Consider the following 18399-nt stretch of genomic DNA (forward strand, 5'->3'; position numbering starts at 1 on the left):
GCCATGGGCCTGCATTTGAAAGAAGGGGCAGACGACGATCTGTCCGAAAACCACGAAATCAACGTTACGCCGTTCATTGACGTGATGTTGGTGCTGTTGATCATTTTCATGGTGGCGGCCCCGCTGGCCACCGTGGACATCAAGGTCGACCTGCCCGCTTCGACCGCCAAGCCGGCTCCGCGGCCAGAGAAACCGGTGTTCCTCAGCGTCAAGGCTGACCAGCGCCTGTTCCTTGGTGAAGACGAAGTGAAGGCCGAAGCACTCGGCGCCACCCTCGACGCCAAGACCCAGGGCAAGAAAGACACGACAATCTTCTTCCAGGCCGACAAGGGCGTGGACTACGGCGACCTGATGAGCGTGATGGACAACCTGCGTTCTGCCGGTTACCTGAAGGTAGGTCTGGTCGGACTCGAGACGGCAGCCAAGAAATGATCACGACGCGCCATAAGCTGACGCGTTACAGCGGTAGCCTGGCCGTGGTGCTGGGCGTTCACGCACTGGCCATCGCGCTGGCGTTGAACTGGTCGGCCCGTCCGCCCATCGAATTGCCCCCTCAGGCAATGATGGTCGAACTGGCACCCGTTCCTGCCCCGCCACCGCCTGCTCCGCCAAAGGTCGTCACCCCACCGCAACCACCGGCTCCGGTTGAAGAACTGCCGATACCCAAGCTCGCTGAAGCGCCGAAAGCTGAAATTGCCGTGCCAAAACCGGTCAAACCCAAGCCGAAGCCACAACCGCCCAAGCCGGTAGAGAAAAAACCCGAACCTCCGAAGGAAAAACCGGCCGAGGAAAAGCCTGCCGAAACGCAACAGACTCAGGCACCAACGGAGAAATCCGCCCAGCCTGCGCCGGGCCCATCGCCTGCTCAATTGGCAGCCAAGGCCAGTTGGCAAGGCACGCTGTTGGCACACCTGCAGAAGTACAAAAAGTACCCTGCAAGTGCCCAGGCGCGGGGCAAGGAAGGCATGAACCGTCTGCGTTTCGTCGTGGATGCCGAAGGCAATGTGTTGTCGTTTGAGCTAGTAGGCGCCTCGGGCACTGCCGATCTGGACCGGGCCACTCTGGAAATGATCCGTCGCGCCCAACCGCTGCCCAAGCCACCGGCCGACATGCTGACCAATGGCTCCATCGAAATCGTTGCACCGTTTGTTTATTCGCTGGAAAAACGCCGGCGGTAAATGTGGAAGCGGGCTTGCTCGCGAAGAGGCCGACACATTCAACATCCATGTTGATTGGCACACCGCTTTCGCGAGCAAGCCCGCCTCCCATGATCACGCTTCAACGATAAAAGGCACCGAAAGGTGCCTTTCGCTTATCTGCCAGCGGCAAACCGGTATAACCCAGTGTCACGCGACAGTCTCAGTCTGATAACGTGCGTCTATCGATTGCAGCCGGTATGCTTGGCCCGCAACTACATGGACGCTTGCTATGACCCTCACAGAATTACGCTACATCGTTACCCTCGCCCAAGAGCAGCACTTCGGCCACGCGGCCGAGCGTTGCCACGTCAGCCAGCCGACCCTGTCGGTGGGTGTGAAAAAGCTTGAAGACGAACTCGGTGTGCTGATTTTCGAGCGCAGCAAAAGCGCCGTGCGCCTGACGCCGGTCGGCGAAGGCATCGTGGCCCAGGCTCAAAAGGTACTGGAACAAGCTCAGGGCATCCGCGAACTGGCCCAGGCCGGCAAGAACCAGTTGACCGCCCCACTCAAAGTCGGCGCGATCTACACCGTCGGGCCGTACCTGTTTCCGCACCTGATTCCACAACTGCACCGGGTCGCCCCGCAGATGCCGTTGTACATCGAAGAAAACTTCACCCACGTGCTGCGCGACAAACTGCGCAACGGCGAGCTCGACGCGATCATCATCGCCCTGCCGTTCAATGAAGCCGACGTGCTGACCCTGCAGCTCTACGACGAGCCGTTCTACGTGCTGATGCCGGCGCAGCACCCGTGGACACAAAAGGAATCTATCGACGCCAGCCTGCTCAACGACAAGAGCCTGCTGCTGCTCGGCGAAGGCCACTGCTTCCGCGATCAGGTACTGGAAGCCTGCCCGACCCTGACCAAAGGCAACGACGGCGCCAAGCACACCACGGTGGAATCCAGCTCCCTGGAAACCATTCGCCACATGGTCGCCTCCGGTCTCGGGATTTCCATCCTGCCGTTGTCGGCGGTCGACAGCCATCACTACGCCCCCGGCGTGATCGAGGTCCGTCCGTTGTCGGCACCCGTACCGTTCCGCACCGTGGCCATTGCCTGGCGCGCCAGCTTCCCGCGCCCGAAAGCGATTGAAATCCTCGCTGACTCCATTCGCCTGTGCTCGGTGGCCAAGCCAGCGGCGCAAGTCGCTGCGGGCTAAGCAACGGTCATGAGCGAGTTGTCGCAAGTGTCGGTGACGGCACTCAAGGGTGTCGGTGAAGCCATGGCCGAGAAACTGGCCAAGGTCGGCCTGGAAAACCTCCAGGACGTGTTGTTTCACCTGCCCCTGCGTTATCAGGACCGCACTCGCGTGGTGCCGATCGGCGCACTGCGGCCCGGTCAGGATGCGGTCATCGAAGGCACTGTCAGCGGTGCCGATGTGGTCATGGGGCGTCGGCGCAGCCTGGTGGTCCGGTTGCAGGATGGCACCGGCGGACTCAGCCTGCGCTTCTACCATTTCAGCAACGCGCAAAAGGAAGGTCTCAAACGCGGCACGCGGATTCGCTGCTACGGCGAAGCACGGCCCGGCGCTTCGGGGCTGGAGATTTACCACCCGGAATACCGCGCCATCACCGGCGACGAACCGCCGCCAGTGGATGAAACCCTGACCCCGGTCTACCCGCTCACCGAAGGCCTGACCCAACAGCGCTTGCGCCAGTTGTGCATGCAGACCCTCACCCTGCTCGGCCCCAGCAGCCTGCCCGACTGGCTACCGAGCGAACTGGCCCGCGACTACCAACTGGCGCCGCTGGCCGATGCGATCCGCTACCTGCACAACCCGCCCGCCGATGCCGACGTCGATGAACTGGCCCTCGGTCACCACTGGGCACAGCACCGTCTGGCTTTCGAAGAACTGCTGACCCATCAACTGTCGCAACAGCGCCTTCGTGAAAGCATGCGCGCCCTGCGTGCGCCCGCGATGCCCAAAGCTACCAAGCTGCCGGCCAAATACCTGGCCAACCTCGGCTTCAGCCCGACCGGTGCCCAGCAGCGGGTCGGCAACGAAATCGCCTATGACCTCAGCCAGCACGAACCGATGCTGCGGCTGATCCAGGGCGATGTCGGCGCCGGTAAAACCGTGGTCGCCGCCCTTGCCGCGCTGCAAGCGTTGGAGGCCGGTTATCAGGTCGCGCTGATGGCGCCCACCGAGATTCTCGCCGAGCAGCACTTCATCACCTTCAAGCGCTGGCTCGAACCGCTGGGCATCGAAGTCGCATGGCTGGCCGGCAAGCTCAAGGGCAAGAACCGCGTCGCCGCGCTGGAGCAAATCGCCAACGGCACGCCGATGGTGGTCGGCACCCACGCGCTGTTCCAGGATGAAGTGCAATTCAAGAACCTGGCATTGGTGATCATCGACGAACAGCACCGTTTTGGCGTACAGCAGCGTCTGGCCCTGCGGCAGAAAGGCGTCGGCGGGCGCATGTGTCCGCATCAGCTGATCATGACCGCCACGCCGATTCCGCGCACGCTGGCCATGAGCGCCTACGCCGACCTCGACACCTCGATCCTCGACGAACTGCCCCCCGGCCGAACCCCGGTCAACACCGTGCTGATCACCGACACCCGGCGGGTCGAAGTCATCGAGCGAGTACGCAGCGCTTGCGCCGAAGGGCGTCAGGCCTATTGGGTGTGCACGCTGATCGAAGAGTCGGAAGAGCTGACCTGCCAGGCCGCCGAAACCACTTTTGAGGACCTCACTGCCGCCCTCGGCGAACTGAAGGTCGGGCTGATCCACGGCCGCATGAAGCCTGCGGAAAAAGCCGCGGTGATGGCCGAATTCAAAGCCGGCAACCTGCAATTGCTGGTCGCGACCACAGTGATCGAAGTCGGCGTGGACGTGCCCAACGCCAGCCTGATGATCATCGAGAACCCTGAACGCCTGGGCCTGGCGCAATTGCACCAGTTGCGCGGCCGCGTCGGCCGGGGCAGCGCCGTCAGCCATTGCGTGCTGCTCTACCATCCGCCGCTGTCGCAGATCGGCCGCCAGCGCCTGGGCATCATGCGTGAAACCAACGATGGTTTCGTCATCGCCGAAAAGGATCTGGAACTGCGCGGCCCCGGCGAAATGCTCGGCACCCGGCAGACAGGTTTACTTCAATTCAAGGTCGCCGACCTGATGCGCGATGCCGATTTGCTGCCCGCCGTGCGGGATGCCGCCCAGGCATTGCTCGAGCGCTGGCCGACCCACGTCAGCCCGCTACTCGATCGATGGCTGCGTCATGGCCAACAATACGGCCAAGTGTGACAACCGTCACGGTTTCTGAGGCGTGGCCCCAAGCAAGCTGGTTATACTCCTGCAATTGTTTAAGTCCGGATACAGACCATGACCGACGTTGCCTTCGCACCCGACACCCCGCACGCTCCGTCGGTTATTCGGCTGATGCTGGGCAAGCTGGGCATTGCCTACGAAGAAGTGCTGGACCGTCACGGTCTCAATGCCGCGCGCAAAGTGCAGGCTGTTCTCCTGGATGACAGCATTGGCGTATTGATGGTGCTGTTCCCGCAGAGCCAATTGCTGGACCTCAATCGCCTGACCGAACTCACCGGTCGCCGCCTCGCCGCCGTACCCACCGAACGCCTGACAAAAATGCTCGGCAAGCACAATCTCAGCTTGCTGCCAGGCTTGCCGGCGCTGACCAGTTCACCGTGCCTGTATGACGAAAGCCTGCTGCGCGAGCCGAAGTTGCTGATCAACTCCGGTGAGCCGGGCGTGCTGCTGGAAATCACCAGCGAAGACTTCAAGGCGACCATGCTGACCAAGGCCAGCGCCGCCAACTTCGGCGAAAACCTGACCAGCATCCGTCCCAACCTCGACCGCCCCGATGACGACCGCGAGGAAATCACCCAGGCCGTCCAAGCGTTCACCGCACGGCGTATCCAGCAGCGTCTGGAAGCGACCATCGAAATTCCGCCGCTGGCCGAAACCGCGCAAAAAATCATCAAGCTGCGCGTCGACCCCAACGCCACCATCGACGACATCACCGGCGTGGTCGAAACCGACCCGGCGCTGGCCGCACAAGTGGTGAGCTGGGCGGCATCGCCCTACTATGCGTCGCCGGGCAAGATCCGCTCCGTTGAAGACGCCATCGTGCGCGTGCTGGGCTTCGACCTGGTGATCAACCTGGCGCTGGGCCTGGCCCTGGGCAAAACCCTGAGCCTGCCCAAGGACCACCCGCAACACTCCACCCCATACTGGCAACAATCGATCTACACCGCCGCCGTCATCGAAGGCCTGACCCGCGCCATGCCGCGCGCCCAGCGTCCGGAAGCAGGCCTGACCTACCTCGCCGGCCTGCTGCACAACTTCGGCTACCTGCTGCTGGCCCATGTGTTCCCGCCGCACTTCTCGCTGATCTGCCGTCATCTGGAGGTCAACCCGCACCTGTGCCACAGCTACATCGAGCAACACCTGCTGGGCATCAGTCGCGAACAAATCGGCGCATGGCTGATGCGCCACTGGGACATGCCCGAAGAACTGTCCACAGCGCTGCGCTTCCAGCACGACCCGGCCTACGACGGCGCCTACGCCGAGTACCCGAACCTGGTCTGCCTGGCCGTGCGCCTGCTGCGCAGCCGTAACATCGGCTCCGGCCCCGACGAAGACATCCCCGACGCCCTGCTCGAACGCCTCGGCCTGAGCCGCGAAAAAGCCAACGACGTGGTAAGCAAAGTCCTCGAAGCCGAAGTGCTGCTGCGTGAACTGGCGTCGCAATTCACTCAAGGCTGAAAAACATCGCGAGCAAGCTCGCTCCCACAAGGATTACCAAGACCTTGTAGGAGCGAGCTTGCTCGCGAAAGTCGTCAACGATGACGCGTGCATCCTTGATAACCGCGGGGGCCTTGAGTTTCTCGCGAGCAGGCTCGCTCCTACACCTTCTTCGGCTTCAAATACTTCGTCAGCCCCTGGAACCAGATCACCAGCGCCGGGTTGCCCTTGATCTGAATCGACTTGTCCTGGATCCCCGTCATGAACGCCAGCTGCTTGTTCTTCGCCTGCATCGTGGCAAAGCCGTACGCGGCGTCTTTAAAGGCAATCGCAAATGCAGGTTCGGCATGCACACCCGATTGACTGGTGATGCGCTGGTCCTTCACGCGGAAATGCCGCGCCACTTTCCCGTCCAGGGTCTGCAGCTGGAACACCAGTTCCTTGTCACCCAACTGCTGCTGAAACGCCGGATTGGTCCGGCTGGCCTTACCCATCAACAAACCCAGCATCCACAGCAGAAAACGAAATTTCATGCGCACAGCCTCAAGAGAAAAATGAACGGCTGGGGCAGTGTAATGGCTTTGAACGAGAACGCCACCGTTGCGTATCGTTAGAGGGAGATGATGTTATTTTTGACGTTGATGACTACCAAGTCACGGAAAAAGTAGAGTGATGTAGTCGTTCCCAGCAGGATGCTTCTACCGGCAGAAGTCGACCCTTTGCAGACATTCATAACGTCTAGGTTCAGCCGCGGGGTTGCCGGACCGAAGCGGAGTCAAGGTCATCGGCTGGAATAGCTTGCTAGATACGGCTACTCGCACCATACATCGCACTTTTCGCGTGTTCTCAGGTTTAGAAGCTCTGCGCTTGTACAGACACCGAGCGGGCTTCCCTCTAGAAATAGAACTTCGTCTCCTTCTTCCCAGCCCAGGCAATAAGTTCGTGATTCAAATTTTTCTCCGTTGATAATGAAAAACTCATCGTTATGAGCCACCTCGATTTTATAGCTCTCATGACCTGAGCTTCTGCTTGGTGTGCTGTAGAGCTGGCGTGGAGCAGGAGACGCGGCTGCGCGTGGTTGTTGGGGAGCGGATTGTGTGCCACGAAGAACTGCCGACTCTCTTTGAACGCATGCCAGAAATAGCGAAGGCCCTAGCGATGTAGAACAGGAGCTGAACAACCATTGCTTTTGTTCTTCGGTAAGAGATGAAATGTTTGGTAACCCGTCTGCCAGTGCAGCTTTCTCGCGGGTGAGGCAGCTAATGGTAAGAGACGGGCCGAGAGAGTCAGAACAACTTCTTATGACCCAAGCCCGCAGCTCCGGATTTAGGCTGGAGAGGTCTGGTTTTCCACGCGAAGCTGCTGACGCTTCCCGATCGACGCAGCTTGACCAGAGAGACGGTCCGAGGCTGCGAGTACATGAACGATTGACCCAATCGCGTGCGTCGGGAGAAAGCTTAGATAAGGCCGCGTCAGGATCTTGAGCTATCGCTGACTGAGCGACCAAAATCGCAAGAGATGTGAAAAGCTTAAGTCGTAATCGCATGTGTCTCCCGCATCTAGCTACCATTTAGCGACATCGCTCTCGCATTTAAACGCGATAGTAATGTCGTATGACGCTCCTTGATGTCCTGTACGTCCTTGTTTTTCCTCGGGTGGCCACAGCGAAAGCGAGCCGATCCAAGGAGAAACACGATAAAGATAACAAGCCAAGCTGCTTGATCAGTGTAGGCGGCAAATCAAACTACACTGCCAGCAGCTTTATTGACCTCTTTTGGCCGTTTTCTGCCTGCTTGCCTCACTGCAGCAGTGTGTAGCTCATTGTCGATCATGAATATGAAGCATCGCGGTCGAGCTCGACTTGATTCCCAGTGATACTCCATGCAAATGGGTGTTTAAGACGAGTGCGACTTCGTCTCTAATCCCCCTCAACCTTCTCAGACATTTCCTTCAAAATGTCGAGCCATCCATGAACTAGGCACCCTCCACATCCGCAGCTAACCTCTGCCAGCCACCGCAAAAAACGGTGACACGGACGTGCAAGTCCGGTACATATCGCCGCGCAACTGCCACGCAAACCTTTGAGCATAAACATGCTTTTTGGATCGCTATATGGCGGCTGTGCGTGGGAGGTCCCTTTGGGGTCTGCCGGGGTCCGATATGCCCGGTCTTGCACACCTGCGTACGGCTGCCACCACATTCGAATGCAAGCGAAACGGTGCCAGTCCCTCACCTACACATATCGGGATATACCAATGACTAAGCCAACACCTAATCCGCCAGAAGATCCGGCTGCATCACCTTACGAATCCCTCGATTCCAAAAAACTCCACGAAGCCGCCGAACGCGCTCTAGATCACTATCTCGCCCCACCAAAACAAACACCAACGAAACGCAGCGGCCAACTCTTCAGCGTCTGCCCGGACATCAACACCGAAGCACTCCTGGCCAACGCCTCGGAAGATCTGCTGTCCATCAGCGCCATCGCCGCTGACCTGGCCGATGATGTAGACGGCTCACGCCGCTCAGTAGCCCTGGCGATCAGTCGCGTGGCTGAGGGGGCGCATTTGCTGGTAGAGCGGGCGCTGGATCATCTGGATGAGCCGGAAATGGCGGCGATTCTCGCCAAGCAACAAAGCGGGCTCGGCTGATTCGTCACCCACAAAAAATGGGCACCCAACCCTGGTTGGCGTGCCCATTTTTTATTCCACTCCCCCCGCTACGCGGGAGGTGAAAACGGATTACGGATTAACGCTGTCTTTCAACGATTTCCCAGGCTTGAAAGCAACGGTGTTGCTGGCCTTGATTTTGACGGGTTCACCGGTTTGCGGGTTTTTGCCGGTGCGGGCACCGCGATGGCGTTGCAGGAAGGTGCCGAAGCCCACCAGCGTCACGCTGTCTTTGCGGTGCAGGGCACCGGTGATTTCTTCAAGAACGGCGTTGAGAACGCGGTTGGCTTGCTCTTTGGTGAGGTCTGCTTTTTCAGCGATGGCTGCAGCGAGGTCTGGTTTACGCATGTGAATGAAGCCCCTTTGACGGTTTGTTGTTGTTATGTCCGTGCTGCCCTCTGCGGAGCAGCGCCAAAAGCGCCGCAGGTGCTCTACTCTGCGGCAGACGGGAGTGAGGATGGCACGCAGTGAAGCCCCGCGCCAGTATCGGCGCGGCCATTGTTGGGGCAAAAGGGGGGTGATTCCGACAGAACGACCGGTATTTATGCCAACAGGGCCGGAAGCTCTTTGTTCAGGGCCAGTTTTTCCATCACGGCGGCACCGGTGAGGGCGTAACCGAGCAGCTTGCCCGCGGCATCGCGGCATAAAACCTTGATGTCGGTGCCCTGCCCTTCGACTGTCCAGATGCCCTCTGCGCCCCGTGGCGGCGGAGACACCACCAACGGGCAGACCGGGGTCTTGACGGTGATCGGCATCGGGCCATAGGTGACGGCGGTCGGGTTGCCGGCCAGAGTTTGCGCCAGCGCTCGCGCACAGCTCATCAGGGGCATCACGTACAGCAGGTTCAGCCCGTCGACCTCGGCGCAGTCGCCCAGGGCGTAGATGTTGGCGTGGGAAGTCTTCAGGTGCCGGTCGACCATGATGCCACGGTTGACCTGCAGACCGGCCGCAGCCGCCAGGTCGACGCGCGGTCGCAGGCCAATGGCCGAGACCACCACGTCGCAAGGGATCACCTGGCCATCGGACAGGTGCGCTTCCAGGCCATCAGCCACGCGTTGCAGGCGGTTGAGCACCGGCCCGAGGTGGAAGCGAGCGCCAAGACTTTCGAGGCCTGCCTGCACCGCAGCGGCGGCCGCCGGGTGCAACAGGGTCGGCATGACTTGTTCGCACGGCGCAACCAGCTGCACTTCGTAGCCACCCAGGGTCAGGTCGTTGGCGAACTCGCAGCCGATCAGGCCAGCGCCGAGCAGCAGTACGCGGCGTTTGCCGGCCGCCGCCGCACGGAAGCGTGCGTAGTCTTCCAGGTCGTTGATCGGGAACACGCAGCCCGCCGCGTCGCCCTCAATGGGTACACGCACGGTTTCGGCGCCCCAGGCCAGAATCAGGTCGCGGTAGATCACCGCTTCTTCACCGATCCACAAGCGCTTGTGGCCCGGGTCGATGCCGCTGATGCGCGTGTGGGTACGTATTTCAGCCTTGAGCTGTTCGGCCATGGCGCCGGGTTCGGCCATGCTCAGGCCGTCGGCATCCTTGTTTTTGCCGAAGCCGGTGGAGAGCATGGGCTTGGAGTAGGAGCGCCCGTCATCGGCGGTAATCAGCAGCAGCGGGGTTTCGCTATCGAGTTTGCGAAACTCGCGGGCCACGTTGTAGCCAGCCAGACCAGTGCCAATGATTACGACAGGTGCGTTCATTCCTTACTCCTCAATTATTCAGGCAGCGATTTCGATCATTTCAAAATCCATTTTGCCCACACCGCAGTCCGGGCAAAGCCAGTCTGCCGGGACGTCTTCCCAACGGGTGCCCGGCGCAATGCCGTCATCCGGCCAACCGTCGGCTTCGTTGTAGATCAGGCCGCAGACAATACATTGCCACTTTTTCATCAGGTACTTCCTCAGGGTTCAGGCATTTTGCCGGCCGGACGGTCGATGGTTGTAGCACTGCCGTCCAACTCAGCGCGTTTTGTACTGATCGGGGCCATCGGATGCAAGCCTGTTCGGCGCAACGGCAGGCCATTTCAATCGATAACGGCAGCTGACATGTTAAGCTCGCCGCCTCATTTGCTGCCAATAATGACTCATTGTGCATCACACAGAATCCCCCTCTCCAGCTTCTCTCTGGCTCGCGCGCAGCGAACTGGCGCCCCTCCCCGATGCCTCTACCCTCGACTGGCTGTTCGACGAAGGCTCGCTGACCAGACGTCTGATTCATCTGTCGAATGACGCCTTCAGCGTCTCGCCGATGTTCGAAGGCTGGCAGCCCCTGCGTGCCGACGAATGCGCAGCACTGGACCTGGTCGATGGCAGTGAGGGCTGGGTACGCGAGGTGTATTTGCGTGGTCATGGCCAGGCGTGGGTGTTTGCGCGCAGCGTGGCATCACGCAGTGCATTGCAAGGCGACGGCTTGCACATGGACGAACTGGGCAGCCGCTCGCTGGGCGAATTACTGTTTTGCGATCAGGCCTTCCAGCGCCGGGCCATCGAGGTTTGCCATTATCCACAAGCGTGGCTGCCCGCCGAGGTGCAATCGCCTGGACTGTGGGGCCGCCGCTCGCGCTTCGACCGCGGTGCCTTGAGCGTTTTGGTGGCCGAAATTTTCCTGCCTTCCCTGTGGGACGCCGCCTGCGCCCAATCGGAGAACCGTTGATGTACCAAAGCCTGCTCAAGTCCTTGAACCGCTTGAACCCTCGGGCCTGGGATTTCATTCAGCTGACCCGCATGGACAAGCCGATCGGCATTTACCTGCTGCTCTGGCCAACGCTGTGGGCGCTGTGGATTGCCGGCAAGGGTTCGCCCTCCCTGGCCAACATTGTGATTTTCGTCCTAGGCGTGGTGCTGACTCGCGCTGGCGGCTGCGTGATCAACGACTGGGCGGACCGCAAGGTCGATGGTCATGTGAAGCGCACCGAGCAGCGGCCGCTGGTGAGCGGCAAGATCAGCTCCAAAGAGGCACTGGTATTCTTCGCACTGCTGATGGGCGTGAGTTTCCTGCTGGTGCTGTGCACCAATGCCGCGACCATTTGGCTGTCATTGGGCGGCCTGGCACTGGCGTTCAGTTACCCATTCATGAAGCGCTACACCTATTACCCGCAAGTGGTGCTGGGCGCTGCATTTTCGTGGGGGATGCCGATGGCGTTCACCGCAGAAACCGGTGAATTGCCGGCTGTCGCATGGCTGCTGTGGATCGCCAACCTGATGTGGACCGTGGGTTACGACACCTATTACGCGATGACCGACCGCGATGACGACCTGAAGATCGGCGTGAAATCCACGGCGATTTTGTTCGGCGACGCGGACCGGGCAATCATCCTGACCCTACAGGGGCTAGCGCTGGGCTGCCTGTTGCTGGCGGGTTCGAAGTTCGACCTCGGTGGCTGGTTCCACCTTGGATTACTGGCGGCGGCGGGCTGCTTTGTGTGGGAGTTCTGGTACACCCGCGACAGGGACCGCATGCGTTGCTTCAAGGCGTTCTTGCACAATCACTGGGCGGGTTTGGCGATTTTCGTCGGGATTGTGCTGGACTACGCGTTGCGTTGACCGTTGAAAAGATCGCAGCCCTGAGCAGCGCCTACCCGAAGGCTGCGATTTTTTTGCTGTGTTACATATGCTCGCGGACGACGTGCCAGACGTCTTTCATCTTGTCGCCCGTCATGTCTCCGGGTGCCTTGTCCTTGACGAAGTAGTACAACGGCTTACCGTCATAGGCCCACTGCATCGTCCCGTCGTCACGCTTGATGACTGTCCACTTGCCTTCAGGCTTGGCGCCCGCTTCCGCCTTGAGTGGCGGCCAGTTTTCCGCGCATTGCCCGGTGCACACCGACTTGCCACCCGTATCTTTGTCGAAGGTGTACAGGGTCATCCCTTTGTGGTCGGTCATCATGCCGCCCTTCATCATCGCCGGCTCGGCGGCGAAAGCCATCGAAGGCAATGCCAAGGCAGCGGCCAGCAGCAGGGCCTTGATGGACTGCGAGTGTCGATTCATTTGAAGCCTTCCTTTGTGGTTGTCAGGATTCGGACTTAAAGCTTAGCCCAGGATCCAGCCAATCGCCGGCCGACTAAAATACTGTCACACGACTGCAATAATTCCGTTATCTAATGCGGCGCAAGACAGTTAAATGACAAGAGGACTAAGGGCATGGTTGGCAGGAGCATTCTGATCGTCGACGACGAAGCGCCTATTCGCGAAATGATCGCCGTTGCGTTGGAGATGGCCGGCTATGACTGCCTGGAGGCTGAAAACTCCCAGCAGGCCCACGCCATAATCGTCGACCGCAAACCGGACCTGATCCTGCTCGACTGGATGCTACCCGGCACGTCTGGAATCGAGCTGGCCCGTCGTCTCAAGCGTGATGAATTGACCGGGGACATCCCGATCATCATGCTCACCGCCAAAGGTGAGGAGGACAATAAGATCCAGGGCCTGGAAGTCGGCGCCGACGACTACATCACCAAACCGTTTTCCCCCCGTGAGCTGGTCGCGCGCCTGAAGGCCGTGCTGCGCCGTGCCGGCCCTACCGATGGCGAAGCACCGATCGAAGTCGGCGGCCTGCTGCTGGACCCGATCAGCCACCGCGTGACCATCGACGGCCGTCCTGCCGAGATGGGCCCGACCGAATACCGCCTGCTGCAATTTTTCATGACCCACCAGGAGCGCGCCTACACGCGTGGCCAGTTGCTGGATCAGGTCTGGGGCGGCAACGTCTATGTCGAGGAGCGCACCGTTGACGTACACATTCGACGCCTGCGCAAAGCCCTCGGCGACGCTTACGAAAATCTGGTACAAACCGTGCGCGGCACCGGTTACCGCTTTTCTACCAAAGCCTGACCCGGACCTTTACCGCCCGACAAGCTGACAAGGACGCGCGTCAAGTGAACCAAAACTGGCATGGCACCCTGATTCGCCACATGCTGCTGCTGGTCACCGCCTGCCTGGTGATCGGCCTGATCACCGGCTATTACGGCTGGAGCCTCGCCGCAGGCCTGGGTCTTTACCTGGCCTGGACCCTCAAGCAATTGCTGCGTCTGCATGAGTGGCTGCGCCTGCACAAACCCGATGAAGCACCACCCGACGGCTACGGCCTGTGGGGCGAAGTGTTCGACAGCATCTACCACCTGCAACGCCGTGACCAACGGGTACGCGGACGCCTGCAAGCGGTTATCGATCGGGTTCAGGAATCCACCGCCGCGCTGAAAGACGCGGTGATCATGCTCGACACCGACGGCAACCTGGAATGGTGGAACCGCGCCGCCGAAACCCTGTTGGGCCTCAAGACGCCACAGGACAGCGGCCAACCGGTGACCAACCTGGTGCGTCATCCGCGCTTCAAGGAATATTTCGAGCAAGAGAGTTACGCCGAACCGCTGGAAATCCCTTCGCCGACCAACGACCGTGTACGCATCCAGCTGTACATCACCCGTTACGGCAACAACGAGCACTTGATGCTGGTGCGCGATGTGACGCGTATCCATCAGCTTGAGCAAATGCGCAAAGACTTCATCGCCAACGTTTCCCATGAACTGCGCACGCCGTTGACGGTGATCTGCGGTTACCTGGAAACCTTGCTCGATAACGTCGACGAGGTAAACCCGCGCTGGGTCCGTGCCTTGCAGCAGATGCAGCAACAAGGCGGACGCATGCAGACCCTGCTCAACGACCTGTTGTTGCTGGCCAAGCTGGAAGCCACCGATTATCCGTCGGACAACCAGCCGGTACCGGTCGACGGCTTGCTGCAATCGATCAAGAGTGACGCGCAGCAGTTGTCTGGCCAGAAAAACCAGCAAATCACCCTGGAAGCCGACCCGACGATTCTGCTCAAGGGCAGTGAAGCGGAGTTGCGCAGCGCGTTTTCCAACCTGGTGTTCAACGCGGTGAAATACACCCCGGCCGAAGGCAATATCCGCATTCGCTGGTGGGGCGATGACCAGGGGGCGCACCTGAGCGTGCAGGATTCAGGGATCGGCATCGATGCCAAACACCTGCCGCGCCTGACCGAACGCTTCTATCGCGTCGACTCCAGCCGCAACTCCAACACAGGGGGCACTGGCCTGGGGCTGGCGATCGTCAAACACGTCTTGTTACGACATCGAGCACGGATGGAAATCAGCAGCGTACCGGGCCACGGCAGTACCTTTACCTGCCACTTTGCCCCGGCCCAGGTCACCAAATCACGGGTTATCAGCACCGCTGACTGATACCGGCCAGCACGCGCCACTAGGCAACTGGACGGTCAGCCGCTACATTGGCTGACTTGTGCCTGCCTTTCAGGCGCGGTTTTTTACTTCCCTCTCGAATATACGGAACCCGCAAAACTCCATCATGGACCCTTCCCCTGGCTTGACCCTCGCTACAATTTTCGCCGACTTCGGCATGATTCTTTTTGCTCTGATCCTGGTTTTGCTCAACGGATTTTTCGTTGCGGCGGAATTCGCCATGGTCAAATTGCGCTCGACCCGGGTTGAGGCCATCGCTGACAAAAACGGCTGGCGCGGGCACATCCTGCGCACCGTGCACAGTCAGCTCGATGCTTACCTGTCGGCTTGCCAATTGGGTATTACCCTCGCCTCCCTGGGCCTGGGTTGGGTTGGTGAACCCGCGTTTGCCCACATTCTTGAGCCGGTGTTGAGTGCAGTCGGCGTCGAGTCGGCCGAAGTGGTCAAGGGCATCTCGTTCTTCACTGCCTTCTTCATCATTTCGTACCTGCACATCGTGGTCGGCGAACTGGCCCCCAAATCCTGGGCCATCCGCAAACCCGAGTTGCTGTCGCTGTGGACCGCCGTACCGCTGTACCTGTTCTATTGGGCCATGTACCCGGCCATCTACCTGCTCAACGCCAGCGCCAACACTATCCTGCGCATAGCGGGGCAAGGTGAACCCGGCCCGCATCACGAGCATCACTACAGCCGTGAAGAACTGAAACTGATCCTGCACTCCAGCCGTGGCCAGGATCCAAGCGACCAAGGCATGCGCGTGCTGGCCTCGGCAGTGGAAATGGGTGAACTGGAAGTGGTCGACTGGGCCAACTCCCGCGAAGACCTGGTGACCCTGGAGTTCAACGCGCCACTCAAGCAGATCCTGGCGATGTTCCGTCGCCACAAGTTCAGCCGCTACCCGGTGTACGACAGCGAGCGCCAGGAGTTCGTCGGCCTGCTGCACATCAAGGATCTGCTGCTGGAACTGGCAGCGCTGGACCACATTCCCGAGTCGTTCAACCTGGCCGAACTGACCCGCCCGCTGGAGCGCGTGTCACGGCACATGCCGCTGTCGCAGTTGCTGGAGCAGTTCCGCAAGGGCGGCTCGCACTTCGCCGTGGTCGAAGAGGCCGACGGCAACATCATCGGCTACCTGACCATGGAAGACGTGCTGGAAGTGCTGGTCGGCGACATCCAGGACGAACACCGCAAGGCCGAACGCGGGATCCTCGCGTATCAGCCGGGCAAGCTGCTGGTGCGGGGCGATACGCCACTTTTCAAGGTTGAAAGGTTGCTGGGCATCGACCTCGACCACGTCGAAGCCGAAACCCTTGCCGGGCTGGTCTATGAGAGCCTCAAGCGCGTTCCGGAAGAGGAAGAAGTGCTGGAAGTCGAAGGCCTGCGGATCATCATCAAGAAGATGAAAGGGCCGAAGATCGTTCTGGCCAAGGTGTTGATGCTCGATTGATCTGCGGCTGAAGGGCCTATTGTGGCGAGGGGGCAAGCCCCCTCGCCACAGTTGATCACCGAAAACTTCACTTCCCGCCCAACGCGAAGTTGGGCAGCGCACCCACCGGCTGGTTGAACTGGTACGGAATCGAGACCAGCCCCAGCCCGGTGTTGCGCTGCACCACGAAGTGCAAATGCGGCCCGGTGCTGTTACCGGTGTTGCCGGACAATGCCAACGCACTGCCTACCGTTACCCGCTGACCCTCCCGAACGCAGACCGAACCTTTCTTCAGGTGCAGGTAAACCCCCATGGTCCCGTCATCGTGCAGCACCCGCACGAAATTGCCGGAAGCGTCGGTACCGCGCCCGCTCTGCCTGTTCTCCGTTTTCACCACCACCCCGCCTCGCGCGGCAATGATCGGTGTGCCCTCAGGCATTGCGATGTCTATGGCATATCGGCTCTTGGGCCCGAAGTGGCTGTAGGGGCCATTGGCGCCCTGACTGATCCGGAACGGTCCGCCACGCCAGGGCAACGGGTACCGATAGCCCACCGTGGGCCCAGAGGGGTCGCCCAGGGAGTATTTGAACTTCGGGACGTATGCGAGGGGCCTCCCGCCTTTAGTCGCCGTGAGCCGCGCCAGACGAACGCTGCTGCGTAGCGGTATCACCCGCCGAATCGTCCCGCCCGGCACGCCGCTGGCGTTCTTCACCCCGGCAAAACTCAATTCGACTTCTACCGGCGCATACAGGTCATTGCGCACGTACACGCTGTGCACGCCGTTCTTCTTCATGATGATGAGGCGCACCTGGCGCTCAAGATGCTCGACCATGCCATCGCGAAAAACGAACACATGGGCGCCCTTGCTGGGACGGTCGCTGTAGGAAACCACGCCATAGGCGTCCTTGGACTTGTAGATGGTCATGGCCATGGCCGAGGTGGCGACCATGAACAAACCACATAAAAACAGCAGGCGCGTGAACATGAGCAAGGATTCTGTCGAGTGAGATCTGGGATTGAGCCTAGCAGCTGCAATGGACCCAGGTAGTCGGCAGTTGTTTCAGAAAAGGTGTTCAGCAGATGTGCGGTAAAAGTGATGACCCCATCGTCGGATCGCCGCCCGGAGCAAGCTCCCTCACACAAGAGAACGCATTACAAATGTGGAAGCGAGCCTGCTCGCGAAAGCGGACTGTCAGGCGGCCCTATATCAAGCGCCAGGAATAAAGTGCTTCTGCGCCGTACCACGTGCAATCAGGCGGGAGATGTAATCGAGCTTCTGCGCATCCTGGTCGACAAAGCGGAAGGTCAGTTGCAGCCAGTCGCTGTCGGGCTTCGGTTCGTGGGCCACGACGGCGTGCAGGTAACCGTTGAGGCGGGCGATTTCGGCGTTGTCGCCCTGCTCAAGGTCCAGCACGGCGCTGTCGAGGATCTGCGGCAGGGTCTCGGTGCGTTTGACCACCAACAGGGCTTCCTTGAGGCTCAAGGCCTTGATCACACATTGCGCGATGCCATTCGGCAAACGCAGTTGACCCTGGCCACGGCCACTGGTGGGTGCCGAAGAGGTCGCAGGCGTCTTGACCGGTGGACTATTGAGCAAGCCTTTGGACGGTGCGGGTGCGGCCGTTGGTGTCGCTACGGGTGCCTTGCCACCGGTCAAAGCGGCAAGGGAGTCGTTACCGAAGGCAGGGCTGGTTTTGGTTGCGGCTACGTTGATCAATGCGTCGAGTTTGCCGACCTTGTGCAGCGCCTGCTTGACCTTGGTGATCAGTTGCTCGTTTGTGAACGGCTTGCTGACGTAACCGGAAACTCCGGCCTGGATCGCCTGGACAACGTTCTCCTTGTCGCCACGGCTGGTGACCATCACGAAGGGCATTGTTTTGAGGGTGTCTTGCTCGCGGCACCAGGTCAGTAGTTCCAGGCCGGACATTTCCGGCATTTCCCAGTCGCACAGGACCAGGTCGAAGGCTTCCTTGGCCAGCATTGCCTGGGCCTTTCTGCCGTTGATCGCGTCTTCAATCCGCATGCCCGGGAAATAGTTGCGCAGGCACTTCTTCACCAGGTCACGAATGAACGACGCGTCGTCCACGACCAACACATTGACCTTACTCATCCAAAACCCCTTTAAAAAATCCCGGCCAGCATACCGCCTTGCTGATGGCACATTGCCAAAAACCTTCAGTCACGCCGGACTTTT

18 protein-coding genes are annotated in these 18399 nt (G+C 60.1%); 11 read left to right on the forward strand and 7 right to left on the reverse strand.

Features of this window, described 5'->3' with window-relative positions:
* Positions 1-3 precede the first annotated feature (3 nt).
* From exbD to AC3WTM_RS02655, 5 genes are all read left to right on the forward strand, one after another.
* Positions 4-432, forward strand: coding sequence for a TonB system transport protein ExbD (gene exbD / locus AC3WTM_RS02635; protein ID WP_007989589.1), 429 nt, complete (start codon positions 4-6; stop codon positions 430-432).
* Entirely contained in the window at positions 429-1178 is a 750-nt protein-coding gene (locus tag AC3WTM_RS02640; protein ID WP_015097375.1) for an energy transducer TonB family protein, read from the forward strand. Before exbD ends, AC3WTM_RS02640 begins: the two co-directional genes overlap by 4 nt.
* A 250-nt stretch (positions 1179-1428) precedes the next feature.
* The gene (locus AC3WTM_RS02645) at positions 1429-2358 is read left to right on the forward strand and encodes a hydrogen peroxide-inducible genes activator (protein ID WP_008047093.1); all 930 of its coding nucleotides are present in this window, start codon (positions 1429-1431) and stop codon (positions 2356-2358) included.
* 9 nt (positions 2359-2367) lie between these two features.
* Entirely contained in the window at positions 2368-4443 is a 2076-nt protein-coding gene (gene recG / locus AC3WTM_RS02650) for an ATP-dependent DNA helicase RecG (protein ID WP_090452170.1), read from the forward strand.
* Between the two features lie 78 nt (positions 4444-4521).
* The gene (locus AC3WTM_RS02655; protein ID WP_102669407.1) at positions 4522-5925 is read left to right on the forward strand and encodes an aminoacyl-tRNA deacylase and HDOD domain-containing protein; all 1404 of its coding nucleotides are present in this window, start codon (positions 4522-4524) and stop codon (positions 5923-5925) included.
* 140 nt (positions 5926-6065) lie between these two features.
* Here the strand turns inward: AC3WTM_RS02655 and AC3WTM_RS02660 are convergent, their stop codons facing one another.
* Positions 6066-6437 carry a helicase gene (locus tag AC3WTM_RS02660; RefSeq protein WP_102669408.1) on the reverse strand — a complete coding sequence of 124 codons (372 nt, stop codon included), beginning with the start codon at positions 6435-6437 and terminating at the stop codon, positions 6066-6068.
* Positions 6438-8159: 1722 nt separating this feature from the next.
* On the opposite strand from AC3WTM_RS02660, the gene AC3WTM_RS02665 reads away from it, so the two are divergent.
* Positions 8160-8555 (forward strand): DUF6124 family protein, encoded by a 396-nt coding sequence (locus AC3WTM_RS02665; protein WP_102669410.1) that lies wholly within the window; start codon positions 8160-8162, stop codon positions 8553-8555.
* Positions 8556-8645: 90 nt separating this feature from the next.
* On the opposite strand, the gene AC3WTM_RS02670 is transcribed toward AC3WTM_RS02665, so the two are convergent.
* The 3 genes from AC3WTM_RS02670 to AC3WTM_RS02680 form a co-directional block, all read right to left on the reverse strand.
* Complete coding sequence (locus AC3WTM_RS02670; RefSeq protein ID WP_003195589.1) at positions 8646-8921, reverse strand: HU family DNA-binding protein; 276 nt, start codon at positions 8919-8921, stop codon at positions 8646-8648.
* A 194-nt stretch (positions 8922-9115) separates the two neighbouring features.
* Positions 9116-10264 (reverse strand): NAD(P)/FAD-dependent oxidoreductase, encoded by a 1149-nt coding sequence (locus AC3WTM_RS02675; protein WP_102669411.1) that lies wholly within the window; start codon positions 10262-10264, stop codon positions 9116-9118.
* Positions 10265-10282: 18 nt separating this feature from the next.
* Complete coding sequence (locus AC3WTM_RS02680; RefSeq protein WP_007995385.1) at positions 10283-10453, reverse strand: rubredoxin; 171 nt, start codon at positions 10451-10453, stop codon at positions 10283-10285.
* A 199-nt stretch (positions 10454-10652) separates the two neighbouring features.
* On the opposite strand from AC3WTM_RS02680, the gene AC3WTM_RS02685 reads away from it, so the two are divergent.
* Both AC3WTM_RS02685 and ubiA read left to right on the forward strand, forming a co-directional pair.
* Positions 10653-11216, forward strand: a complete 564-nt coding sequence (locus tag AC3WTM_RS02685; protein ID WP_102669412.1) for a chorismate--pyruvate lyase family protein — start codon at positions 10653-10655, stop codon at positions 11214-11216.
* Positions 11216-12106, forward strand: a complete 891-nt coding sequence (gene ubiA, locus AC3WTM_RS02690) for a 4-hydroxybenzoate octaprenyltransferase (protein ID WP_102669413.1) — start codon at positions 11216-11218, stop codon at positions 12104-12106. Before AC3WTM_RS02685 ends, ubiA begins: the two co-directional genes overlap by 1 nt.
* Positions 12107-12167: 61 nt before the next feature.
* Here ubiA and AC3WTM_RS02695 read toward each other — a convergent pair whose 3' ends face one another.
* On the reverse strand, positions 12168-12551 hold the full coding sequence (locus AC3WTM_RS02695; protein WP_102669414.1) for a COG4315 family predicted lipoprotein: 384 nt from the start codon (positions 12549-12551) through the stop codon (positions 12168-12170).
* Positions 12552-12704: 153 nt separating this feature from the next.
* Here AC3WTM_RS02695 and phoB point away from each other — a divergent pair, with 153 nt between their 5' ends.
* The 3 genes from phoB (at position 12705) to AC3WTM_RS02710 (ending at position 16226) form a co-directional block, all read left to right on the forward strand.
* Positions 12705-13394: a phosphate regulon transcriptional regulator PhoB gene (gene phoB, locus AC3WTM_RS02700; RefSeq protein WP_003229608.1), complete on the forward strand. Its 690-nt coding sequence runs from the start codon at positions 12705-12707 to the stop codon at positions 13392-13394.
* A gap of 80 nt (positions 13395-13474) precedes the next feature.
* Positions 13475-14761, forward strand: coding sequence for a phosphate regulon sensor histidine kinase PhoR (phoR, locus tag AC3WTM_RS02705; protein ID WP_219736698.1), 1287 nt, complete (start codon positions 13475-13477; stop codon positions 14759-14761).
* Positions 14762-14885: 124 nt separating this feature from the next.
* Positions 14886-16226: a hemolysin family protein gene (locus AC3WTM_RS02710; protein ID WP_007975205.1), complete on the forward strand. Its 1341-nt coding sequence runs from the start codon at positions 14886-14888 to the stop codon at positions 16224-16226.
* A 67-nt stretch (positions 16227-16293) separates the two neighbouring features.
* Here AC3WTM_RS02710 and AC3WTM_RS02715 read toward each other — a convergent pair whose 3' ends face one another.
* A complete protein-coding gene (locus AC3WTM_RS02715) occupies positions 16294-17190 on the reverse strand; it encodes a peptidoglycan DD-metalloendopeptidase family protein (protein WP_102669416.1) in 897 nt (298 codons plus the stop codon).
* 222 nt (positions 17191-17412) lie between these two features.
* Entirely contained in the window at positions 17413-18315 is a 903-nt protein-coding gene (locus tag AC3WTM_RS02720) for a response regulator (protein WP_102669417.1), read from the reverse strand.
* Positions 18316-18399: the final 84 nt, after the last annotated feature.

It is taken from the genome of Pseudomonas sp. EU05-FHT14B02, assembly GCF_058791055.1.

Bases quoted from the DNA above. Each gene is read 5' to 3' on its own strand.
- exbD (WP_007989589.1), top strand. From the start codon at position 4: ATGGGCCTGCATTTGAAAGAAGGGGCAGACGACGATCTGTCCGAAAAC.
- AC3WTM_RS02640 (WP_015097375.1), top strand. From the start codon at position 429: ATGATCACGACGCGCCATAAGCTGACGCGTTACAGCGGTAGCCTGGCC.
- AC3WTM_RS02645 (WP_008047093.1), top strand. From the start codon at position 1,429: ATGACCCTCACAGAATTACGCTACATCGTTACCCTCGCCCAAGAGCAG.
- recG (WP_090452170.1), top strand. From the start codon at position 2,368: ATGAGCGAGTTGTCGCAAGTGTCGGTGACGGCACTCAAGGGTGTCGGT.
- AC3WTM_RS02655 (WP_102669407.1), top strand. From the start codon at position 4,522: ATGACCGACGTTGCCTTCGCACCCGACACCCCGCACGCTCCGTCGGTT.
- AC3WTM_RS02660 (WP_102669408.1), bottom strand. From the start codon at position 6,437: ATGAAATTTCGTTTTCTGCTGTGGATGCTGGGTTTGTTGATGGGTAAG.
- AC3WTM_RS02665 (WP_102669410.1), top strand. From the start codon at position 8,160: ATGACTAAGCCAACACCTAATCCGCCAGAAGATCCGGCTGCATCACCT.
- AC3WTM_RS02670 (WP_003195589.1), bottom strand. From the start codon at position 8,921: ATGCGTAAACCAGACCTCGCTGCAGCCATCGCTGAAAAAGCAGACCTC.
- AC3WTM_RS02675 (WP_102669411.1), bottom strand. From the start codon at position 10,264: ATGAACGCACCTGTCGTAATCATTGGCACTGGTCTGGCTGGCTACAAC.
- AC3WTM_RS02680 (WP_007995385.1), bottom strand. From the start codon at position 10,453: ATGAAAAAGTGGCAATGTATTGTCTGCGGCCTGATCTACAACGAAGCC.
- ubiA (WP_102669413.1), top strand. From the start codon at position 11,216: ATGTACCAAAGCCTGCTCAAGTCCTTGAACCGCTTGAACCCTCGGGCC.
- AC3WTM_RS02695 (WP_102669414.1), bottom strand. From the start codon at position 12,551: ATGAATCGACACTCGCAGTCCATCAAGGCCCTGCTGCTGGCCGCTGCC.
- phoB (WP_003229608.1), top strand. From the start codon at position 12,705: ATGGTTGGCAGGAGCATTCTGATCGTCGACGACGAAGCGCCTATTCGC.
- phoR (WP_219736698.1), top strand. From the start codon at position 13,475: ATGCTGCTGCTGGTCACCGCCTGCCTGGTGATCGGCCTGATCACCGGC.
- AC3WTM_RS02710 (WP_007975205.1), top strand. From the start codon at position 14,886: ATGGACCCTTCCCCTGGCTTGACCCTCGCTACAATTTTCGCCGACTTC.
- AC3WTM_RS02715 (WP_102669416.1), bottom strand. From the start codon at position 17,190: ATGTTCACGCGCCTGCTGTTTTTATGTGGTTTGTTCATGGTCGCCACC.
- AC3WTM_RS02720 (WP_102669417.1), bottom strand. From the start codon at position 18,315: ATGAGTAAGGTCAATGTGTTGGTCGTGGACGACGCGTCGTTCATTCGT.